Source organism: Streptomyces sp. NPDC058464 (genome assembly GCF_042721035.1).
In the GTDB taxonomy this organism is placed as follows: Bacteria; Actinomycetota; Actinomycetes; order Streptomycetales; family Streptomycetaceae; genus Streptomyces.
The window spans coordinates 224,703-232,616 of sequence record NZ_JBHXMA010000013.1 but is presented as its reverse complement, the minus strand read 5'-3'; the positions used below and the strand labels follow the sequence as shown (position 1 = coordinate 232,616).

General features: G+C 71.5%; 8 protein-coding genes and 1 tRNA gene. 2 read left to right on the top strand and 7 right to left on the bottom strand.

Translation table 11 applies throughout. The annotated features are described in order from the left end of the window. Positions 1-176: 176 nt before the first annotated feature. The 3 genes from ACFWPQ_RS19765 to ACFWPQ_RS19755 all read right to left on the bottom strand — a co-directional run bounded on the left by ACFWPQ_RS19765 (position 177) and on the right by ACFWPQ_RS19755 (position 2,856). Positions 177-908, bottom strand: a complete 732-nt coding sequence (locus ACFWPQ_RS19765; RefSeq protein WP_384035906.1) for an NDP-sugar synthase — start codon at positions 906-908, stop codon at positions 177-179. 95 nt (positions 909-1,003) lie between these two features. Beyond that, the gene (locus ACFWPQ_RS19760) at positions 1,004-1,465 is read right to left on the bottom strand and encodes a hypothetical protein (RefSeq protein WP_384035904.1); all 462 of its coding nucleotides are present in this window, start codon (positions 1,463-1,465) and stop codon (positions 1,004-1,006) included. Between the two features lie 254 nt (positions 1,466-1,719). Further along, positions 1,720-2,856 carry a sn-glycerol-3-phosphate ABC transporter ATP-binding protein UgpC gene (locus tag ACFWPQ_RS19755; protein ID WP_361295477.1) on the bottom strand — a complete coding sequence of 379 codons (1,137 nt, stop codon included), beginning with the start codon at positions 2,854-2,856 and terminating at the stop codon, positions 1,720-1,722. A gap of 216 nt (positions 2,857-3,072) precedes the next feature. Here ACFWPQ_RS19755 and ACFWPQ_RS19750 point away from each other — a divergent pair. Next, positions 3,073-3,146, top strand: a tRNA-Thr gene (locus ACFWPQ_RS19750). 2 nt (positions 3,147-3,148) lie between these two features. Here the strand turns inward: ACFWPQ_RS19750 and ACFWPQ_RS19745 are convergent. The 4 genes from ACFWPQ_RS19745 to ACFWPQ_RS19730 all read right to left on the bottom strand — a co-directional run bounded on the left by ACFWPQ_RS19745 (position 3,149) and on the right by ACFWPQ_RS19730 (position 7,020). Next, positions 3,149-3,523: a PP2C family protein-serine/threonine phosphatase gene (locus ACFWPQ_RS19745; protein ID WP_384035952.1), complete on the bottom strand. Its 375-nt coding sequence runs from the start codon at positions 3,521-3,523 to the stop codon at positions 3,149-3,151. Between the two features lie 196 nt (positions 3,524-3,719). Further along, entirely contained in the window at positions 3,720-5,138 is a 1,419-nt protein-coding gene (locus ACFWPQ_RS19740; RefSeq protein WP_384035901.1) for an NAD(P)/FAD-dependent oxidoreductase, read from the bottom strand. Between the two features lie 9 nt (positions 5,139-5,147). Beyond that, positions 5,148-5,804, bottom strand: coding sequence for a rhomboid-like protein (locus ACFWPQ_RS19735; protein ID WP_384035898.1), 657 nt, complete (start codon positions 5,802-5,804; stop codon positions 5,148-5,150). Positions 5,805-6,045: 241 nt separating this feature from the next. Beyond that, positions 6,046-7,020 (bottom strand): zinc-binding dehydrogenase, encoded by a 975-nt coding sequence (locus tag ACFWPQ_RS19730; protein ID WP_384035896.1) that lies wholly within the window; start codon positions 7,018-7,020, stop codon positions 6,046-6,048. 138 nt (positions 7,021-7,158) lie between these two features. Between ACFWPQ_RS19730 and ACFWPQ_RS19725 the strand changes: the two genes are divergently transcribed. Further along, positions 7,159-7,845 (top strand): pentapeptide repeat-containing protein, encoded by a 687-nt coding sequence (locus tag ACFWPQ_RS19725; RefSeq protein ID WP_384035893.1) that lies wholly within the window; start codon positions 7,159-7,161, stop codon positions 7,843-7,845. Positions 7,846-7,914: the final 69 nt, after the last annotated feature.

The window sequence follows — 7,914 nt, the reverse complement described above, 5'->3', positions numbered from 1 at the left end:
CCCTTACAGGGGCGGTTCGGCAGCGCCCCGTAAGGGGCGCGGGGAACTGCGCGCCAAGCCACGATGGACCCGCAGCAGGCGATGGCGGTTCGCCCCCCTCAAAGGGGCGCGGGGAACTGCGCGACCAGCCCACGCTCGCCCGCAGGCGACGACGCTCGCACGCCACCCCCCTTCGGCTACCTCCCCAGCGAGGCCAGTTCCTTCGCCGCCTCCGTCAGGTCCTTCGCCGTGTCGATCGCCCGCCAGTACGCCCCCTGGGGAATCGGGAACCCGGCCAGCCGCCGGCTCCGGGCGAGGTGGGGGAAGGTGGTCCGCTCGTGGTCCCCGCGTTCGGGAAGCATGTCGGCGAACTCCGGGGAGAAGACGTAGACACCGGCGTTGATCTCGAACGTCGACGGCGGCGCCTCGATGAAGTCGGTGATGTGCCCGAAGCCGTCGGTCTGCACGGCGCCCCAGGGGATCCGCGGCCGCGCCAGCGCCAGCGTCGCCACCGCGTCCCGCTCCATGTGGAAGTCGGCCATGTCGCGCAGCGAGAACCGCGTCCAGATGTCGCCGTTCGTGGCGTACCAGGGCCGGTCGGTGTGGGGGAGATGCGCGGCCGCGTACTTGAGGCCGCCGCCCCGGCCCAGCGGCTCGTTCTCCACCACCGTGGTGACGGAGAGCGGCAGGTCGGCCTCCGCCAGCCACTTCTGCAGGACCTCGGCGAGGTGGCCGCAGGAGATCACCACGTCGGTGACGCCCTCCTCGGCGAGCCAGGTCAGCTGGTGGCCGATGATCGGCGTGCCCGTACCCGGGATCTCGACCATCGGCTTGGGCCGGTCGTCGGTGTACGGACGAAGCCGTGAGCCCTGGCCACCGGCCAGGACCACGGCTTGAGTGGGGCGCAGCGCGGCGTTCGGATGGGTCATGCCCGAACTGTACGACGCGCCCCGGGGTCGGCTTCCCGCCGCGGGCGGCCCCTTAAGGAGCCGTTACCCACTTCCCAACCGGCGTGAGACCTGCGCTAGCTGTGCGCGGCCAGCACGCCGGACGCGAAGGAGGTGTCGCAGACCGGGCGGGCGTACGACTGGGCGCGCGAGGCGCCGTAGATCCGCACCGCGGCCCGGCCCAGCGCGCGGGCGATGGACGTGCAGTGCTGGGCCAGCGACGGGTGGCCGTTGACCGCCTGCTGGAGGTGGGTGAGGACCTGGCCCGGGTTCCGGTCCTGGAGCTCGGTCATCAGCTGGTCGCGCAGGACGTCCTGCGGGGCCTCGGCGACGGCCTTGGAGGAGACGTGCGCGTCGGTCACGTCGGTCGCGGTGAGCACCGAGCTCCGCGGGGATCCGGTCCAGTTGACGCGGGTGACCGCGAGGGTCCCGGAGAGCACCAGGACGACGGGCAGGACAAGGGCGAGGGTGCGGCCGATCCGGCGGGCAGGGCCGCCCCGGTGGCCGCGTCGCGTCTGAGGGGTGGTGGAGTGCTTCACGCGTGTGAGGGTAGCGTGCGGTAATGATTTGGCGACATTTAGTCACCGGTTCGGGGGATGGAGAAGTGCCGTGTTTCGGGTACGAGGTTGACGCACACTGCTCGAAAACCACCCGGTTGCCGGGGTAAAGCGGGGCAACGGAAAGGGCCCCGCAGCAGGCTGCGGGGCCCTTTCCGTCAACCTGGGTGAATTCACCCTGGTCAGAGGTTTGTTTCCGTGACGCGCCCCCGGCGGGGCGGGTGCCGGTCGCGGGGTCAGTCGGAGAGACGCTCGCCCGTGGAGGTCGAGAACACGTGGATCTCGCCCGGCCGCGGCACGACGTGCAGCGTGGCGCCCTTCTCCGGGACCGCGCGGCCGCTGACGCGGACGACCAGGTCCTTGAGGTCGTCGCCGACCTTGGCGCTGCCGTAGACGTAGCCGTCGGCGCCGAGCTCCTCGACGACGTTCACGGAGACCGCGAGGCCGGCCGGGGCGTCCTCGGTGTCCTTGGACAGGGAGGCGGCGGCCTCGCCGTTGTGCTCGACGACGTCGAAGTGCTCGGGGCGGACGCCGACGGTGACCGTACGGTCGCCCTTGTCCGCGGCGGCCTGCAGGGCCTCCCGGTTCACCGGCACCACGCTGTTGCCGAACTTCACGCCGCCGTCGGCGATCGGGACCTCGACCAGGTTCATGGCGGGGGAGCCGATGAAGCCGGCGACGAAGAGGTTGGCGGGACGGTCGTACATGTTGCGGGGGGAGTCGACCTGCTGGAGCAGACCGTCCTTGAGGACCGCGACCCGGTCGCCCATCGTCATGGCCTCGACCTGGTCGTGGGTGACGTAGACGGTGGTGATGCCGAGGCGGCGCTGCAGCGACGCGATCTGCGTACGGGTCGAGACACGGAGCTTGGCGTCCAGGTTGGACAGCGGCTCGTCCATGAGGAAGACCTGCGGCTCACGCACGATGGCGCGGCCCATCGCGACACGCTGACGCTGACCACCGGACAGGGCCTTCGGCTTCCGGTCCAGGTATTCGGTCAGGTCGAGGATCTTCGCGGCCTCCTCGACCTTCTGCCGGATCTCCGCCTTGTTGACGCCGGCGATCTTGAGCGCGAAGCCCATGTTGTCGGCGACCGACATGTGCGGGTAGAGGGCGTAGTTCTGGAACACCATGGCGATGTCCCGGTCCTTCGGCGGCAGGTGGGTGACGTCGCGGTCGCCGATGCGGATGGCGCCGCCGTTGACGTCCTCAAGCCCCGCGAGCATCCGGAGCGAGGTGGACTTGCCGCAACCCGACGGGCCGACCAGGACGAGGAACTCGCCGTCCTCGATCGCGATGTCGAGGCCGTCGACGGCGGGCTTGGTGGAACCCGGGTAGATCCGGGTCGCCTTGTCGAACGTGACAGTGGCCATGGCTCAGAGGCCCCCTTCTACCGGCAGGAACGTGCCGGACGATCCGTTGTAGGAAGGTGGTTGGTGTAGTCCACCAGGGTGAACTGGCTCAGGACCGTACCTGGCGTTCACCCCATATGTCATTACCTAGAGCCCTGTGAACTTCGCGGAAATTTTCGACAGGGCCCGTCCGGGACCTGGGTACACTGCACGAGGCACACACCCGGGTGTGTGCATGCCTCCTTAGCTCAGCTGGTCAGAGCGCCGCTCTTGTAAAGCGAAGGTCGTCGGTTCGAATCCGACAGGGGGCTCTCTATTCGTTCGCGGGGCGTTGCCGGGCCGCGAGGAGGGCGATGTCGTCCTCGCAGATTCCGCTGGTCAGCTGGGCCAGCAGGGTGTCGACCAGGTTCTCCAGGGAGCCGTCCGCCGGCAGGCTCAGCTCCGTGAGGCCGCGGATCGCGTCGTCGATGTCCGTACCGCGCTGTTCCACGAGGCCGTCGGTGTAGAGCAGCAGGACCGCCTCCGGCTCCAGGGAGAACGTTGTCATCTCGTAGTCGCCGAGCTCCGTGCCGAGCGGCGGCCCTGCGGTGAGGTCCAGGACCTCCGCGCCGCCGTCCGGGCGCAGGACGACGGGGGGCAGGTGGCCGGCCGTGGCGGCGGTGCGGGTTGACGTAGGTGTAGCGCAGATGCTCGTCGACGATGACGACCGGGGCGGAGGTGCCCTCGACGTCCGCGGTCTCGGCGAAGAGCCACGTCGGACACGATGGGGGAGGGACCGCCCAGGCCCGGACGGTCAGGAGAGACCAGGTGAACGCTGAACGACTCCCACCGGGACGCATCTCCAGACCCGGCAGCGTCCCGGAGGGGACGTGCGGTGCGGTGGGTCAGTGCCGTCCCGCCACCCGGTCCGCGAGCCGGGCCAGGCGGGACGACTCGGTGCTCGGGTGGAGCCGTTCGCGCTGGTCGGCGGCGCGGTAGGTGGCGTACATGCCCTGGACGCCGAGCCAGCGGAAGGGCTCCGGCTCCCACTTGCGGACCTTGTGGTTCACCCAGGGGAGTTCGGTCAGGGCGGTGCGGCCGGCCTGGCCGGAGTCGAGCTGGACGAGGTCGCGGAGGGTGCGGGCCGCGAGGTTGGTGGTGGCGACCCCGGAGCCGACGTAGCCGCCCGCCCAGCCGAGCCCCGTCGTACGGTCCAGGGTGACGGTCGCGCACCAGTCCCGCGGCACCCCGAGCACCCCCGACCAGGCGTGCTCGACCCCGACACCCGCCAGGGACGGGAAGAACCGCACGAGGATCTCCCGCAGCGCCTCGATCGTCGCGTCCTGCGTGCGGCCGTCGTTGTCCGTCCGCGAGCCGAACCGGTACGGCACCCCGCGCCCGCCGAGCGCGATCCGCCCGTCGGCCGTGCGCTGCGCGTACATGTACGCGTGTGCCATGTCGCCCAGCGTTTCCCGGCCCTCCCAGCCGACCGACGTCCACTGCTCCGCCGTCAGCGGCTCGGTGGCGATCATCGAGGAGTTCATCGGCAGCCAGGTGCGCTTCTGGCCCCTGAGGTTCGCGGTGAAGCCCTCGGTGCAGCGCAGGATGTAGGGGGCGCGGACCGTGCCGTACGGCGTCACGGCGTGCCGGGGCCGGATCTCGGTCACCGGGGTGGACTCGTGGATGTCCACGCCGAGTGCCTCCACCGCCGCCACCAGGCCCTTCACCAGCTTCACCGGGTGGAGGCGGGCGCCGTGCGGGGTCCAGGTGCCGCCCACCGCGTCCGCGACGCGGATCCGCTCCCGGGTCTCCCCGGCGCCGTACAGCTCGCGGTCCTTCTCGCCGTACGACAGCTCGTGCTCGTGGAAGGCCTTCAGCCGGGCCAGCTGGGCCGGGGTGGTGGCCACTTCGAGCACCCCGCCCTTGTGCAGGTCGGCGTCGATGCCCTCGGCCTGCGCAACCGCCACGACCTCGTCGACGGTCTCGTTCATGGCCTTCTGCAGCCGTACGGCGGCCTCGTGGCCGTGCAGCGCGGCGTACCGGTCGCGGCCGGCGATGCCGTTGTAGAGCCAGCCGCCGTTGCGGCCGGAGGCACCGTAGCCGCAGAACTTCTGCTCCAGGACGGTGACTCGGAGGAAGGGGGCGGCCTTCTTCAGGTAGTACGCGGTCCACAGGCCGGTGTAGCCGCCGCCCACGATCACCACGTCCGCCGAGGTGTCCCCGGCGAGCGGCTCCCGTACCGCCGGGAGGCCGTCGTCCGCGTACCAGAAGGAGATGCCGCCGTTGACGACGCTGCCTGCCGACCTGCTTGCCGAGCTGCTCATGTGCGGACGTTAACCCTTGAGCGCGGCCAGTGTCTCCTTCGGATTCCATGCTTTTCCACGCCCTCTGACCAGCGGATAGCAGCCGAGACCGATCAGCGCGGCGACGAAGTGTCCCAGGTCGGTGAAGGTCGGCGACTCGGTCAGCGGCAGCCCGTAGACGAGGAGGACGGCCGCGAGGTACGGATACCGCCAGGGCGCCACGATCCGGTACGTGAGCACCGCGATCACCCCGGCCAGCGCGTAACTCACCCCGATGTCCAGGGTGTTGACCGCGGAGTGCGGGGCGATGCCGTCGTGGATCCCCTTCAGCAGCGCGCCCTCGCTGATCAGGGTGGCCAGGACGTGCGCGACCACGCACACCGCCAGCCAGCGGACGGTCCCCAGCCAGCGCTCCGCCGGCGCGTGGAAGACGGTGTAGAGGAAGGCGTACGGCACCCAGTGCCCGCCGTCGATCCACATCGCGCTGGCGACCAGCACCCGCACCGGGTTGTCCGACAGCTCACGGATGTTGGTGGACCGCTGCCGCAGGAACTGCTGCTCGAACTCGGGTGACATGTGGTGCAGCGCGACGGTCGTCACGAAGAGAATCGCCAGCCACACGTACGTGCCGGGGGCGCTGCGGACATACGCCCACACCCTGCTGCCGAGGCCCCGGAAAAATCCCATGAGGCGATTCACGCACGATCGTGACGCCGGGTGGGTGAGTGACATTCCGGATGAGCCGATCGCCCAAGGGGGCGGGGGGCCGCGCGGGAGGGCGGCTGCCGGTGCGTTGTGGCTGGTCGCGCAGTTCCCCGCGCCCCTGAAGGGGCGCCTGCCGCGATGCCCTGCCTTTAGGGGCGCGGGGAACTGCGCGAGCAACCCACCACGACCCGCACTCCGCGTCGAACCGGCACCCCGGTGGCCGTCACGGTTCCAGGATCACCTTTCCGATGGTCGCCCGGGTCTCCAGGGCACGGTGTGCGGTCGCCGCCTCGGCCAGCGGGAAGCGGGTCAGAGCCGGCCGCAGGCGGCCGTGGGCGGCTTCCGCGAGGGCGCGGAGTTCGAGGGTGCGGAGCGGGTCGGGGCCGCCGGTCCGGCGGAGCATCGCGGGGCCGAGCAAGGACTCGGACACCCCCTCCACGAAGTGGCCGCCGCCGCGCGCGATCCCCTCCGCCGACCAGCCGAAGACGAGGTGCCGGCCGCCCTCGCCGAGCAGCGCGACGGCCTCCCGGGCGACCTCGCCGCCGACGCCGTCGAGAACGACGGTGACCGGTCCGGAGCGGGCGCGGACCTCGGCGGGCCAGCCGGGGTCGGTGTAGTCGAGGGCGAGGTCGGCGCCGTCGGCACGGACCCGCGCCGCCTTCTCGGGGCCGCCCGCCAGGCCGATCACGGTCGCGCCGGCCTGCTTGGCGGCCTGCACGAGCAGCGTGCCGATGCCGCCGGCGGCCGCCGGGACGAGGACCACCGAGGCCGGCCCCAGCTCGGCGAACTGGAGGATGCCGAGAGCCGTACGTCCCGTTCCGATCATGGCGACGGCCTCGGGGAAGCCCAGGTTCACCGGGATCTCGTGCAGCCGTTCGACATCGGTGACCGCCAGCTCGGCGTAGCCGCCGGGCGCGAAGCCGAGGTGGGCGACCACGCGCCGCCCGAGCCAGAGCCCGTCGACGCCGTCGCCGAGCGCCTCGACCACCCCGGCGACCTCGCGGCCGGGGATCGTCGGCAGCACGGTCGGCCGGGGCGCCGGGCCCTGGTGGCCCTGCCGCAGCGAGGTGTCGAGCAGATGGACACCGGCCGCGGCGACGGCGATCCGCACCTGGCCCGGACCCGGCACGGGGTCCGGCACCTTCTCGTGGACGAGGTTCTCGGCAGGGCCGAAGGCATGCAGGACGATGGCGTGCACAGGGACTCCCCGGGCGATGGCTGACGCGACGGACGCGCCGACTCTTCGCCCTCAAGCGCACTTGAGGTCAAGGGCGGGCCGCCCTCCCCGCGCGCGCAGGCCGCGGGGATTGTCAGTGGGGGCCTGCACTATGGGGGCATGGCGAGGACAGCGGCCGGTGGGGCCGGCGGAGGCAGGGTGAAGGGTGCGCGGCGGCCGGAGGTGCGGCTGCCCGAGCTGGAGCCCTGGGGCGGTGGTGAGCTGGAGCCGGACGGGGACTACGACGGGCTGGAGTTCCGGGAGGCCGACTTCGTCGGGCAGGACGGGGCGGGCGCCCGGTTCATGGACTGCGCGCTGCGGGACTGCGCCTTCGACGAGACGGGACTGCGGCACGCGCGCCTGCTGGACACGGTCCTCACGGGGGCGAGAGGAGTCGGCACCGACCTGGCCGAGGCGACCCTGCGCGACGTCGAGCTGGTCGACGCCCGGCTGGGCGGCACCCAGCTGCACGGTGCCGTCCTGGAGCGCGTGGTGATCCGCGGCGGCAAGATCGACTACCTCAACCTGCGCACGGCCAGGCTGAGAGACGTGGTCTTCGAGGGGTGTGTGCTGGTCGAACCGGACTTCGGTGACGCGGTCCTGGAGCGGGTCGAGTTCACCGGCTGCACCCTGAAGGCGGCGGACTTCAGAGGGGTGACGATGAAGGACGTCGATCTGCGGGGCGCCGCGGAACTGGGCATCGCGAGCGGTGTGGAGCGCCTGTCCGGGGCCGTGATCAGCATGTCCCAGCTGCTGGACCTGGCCCCGGTGCTGGCAGCGCAGCTGGGGATCCGCGTGGAGGGCTGACGGCTCCCTGTAAGCGCGCTTGGTAAGAGCGCCCCGCAAGGGGCGCGGGGCCGTGTCGATGTGCGGCTG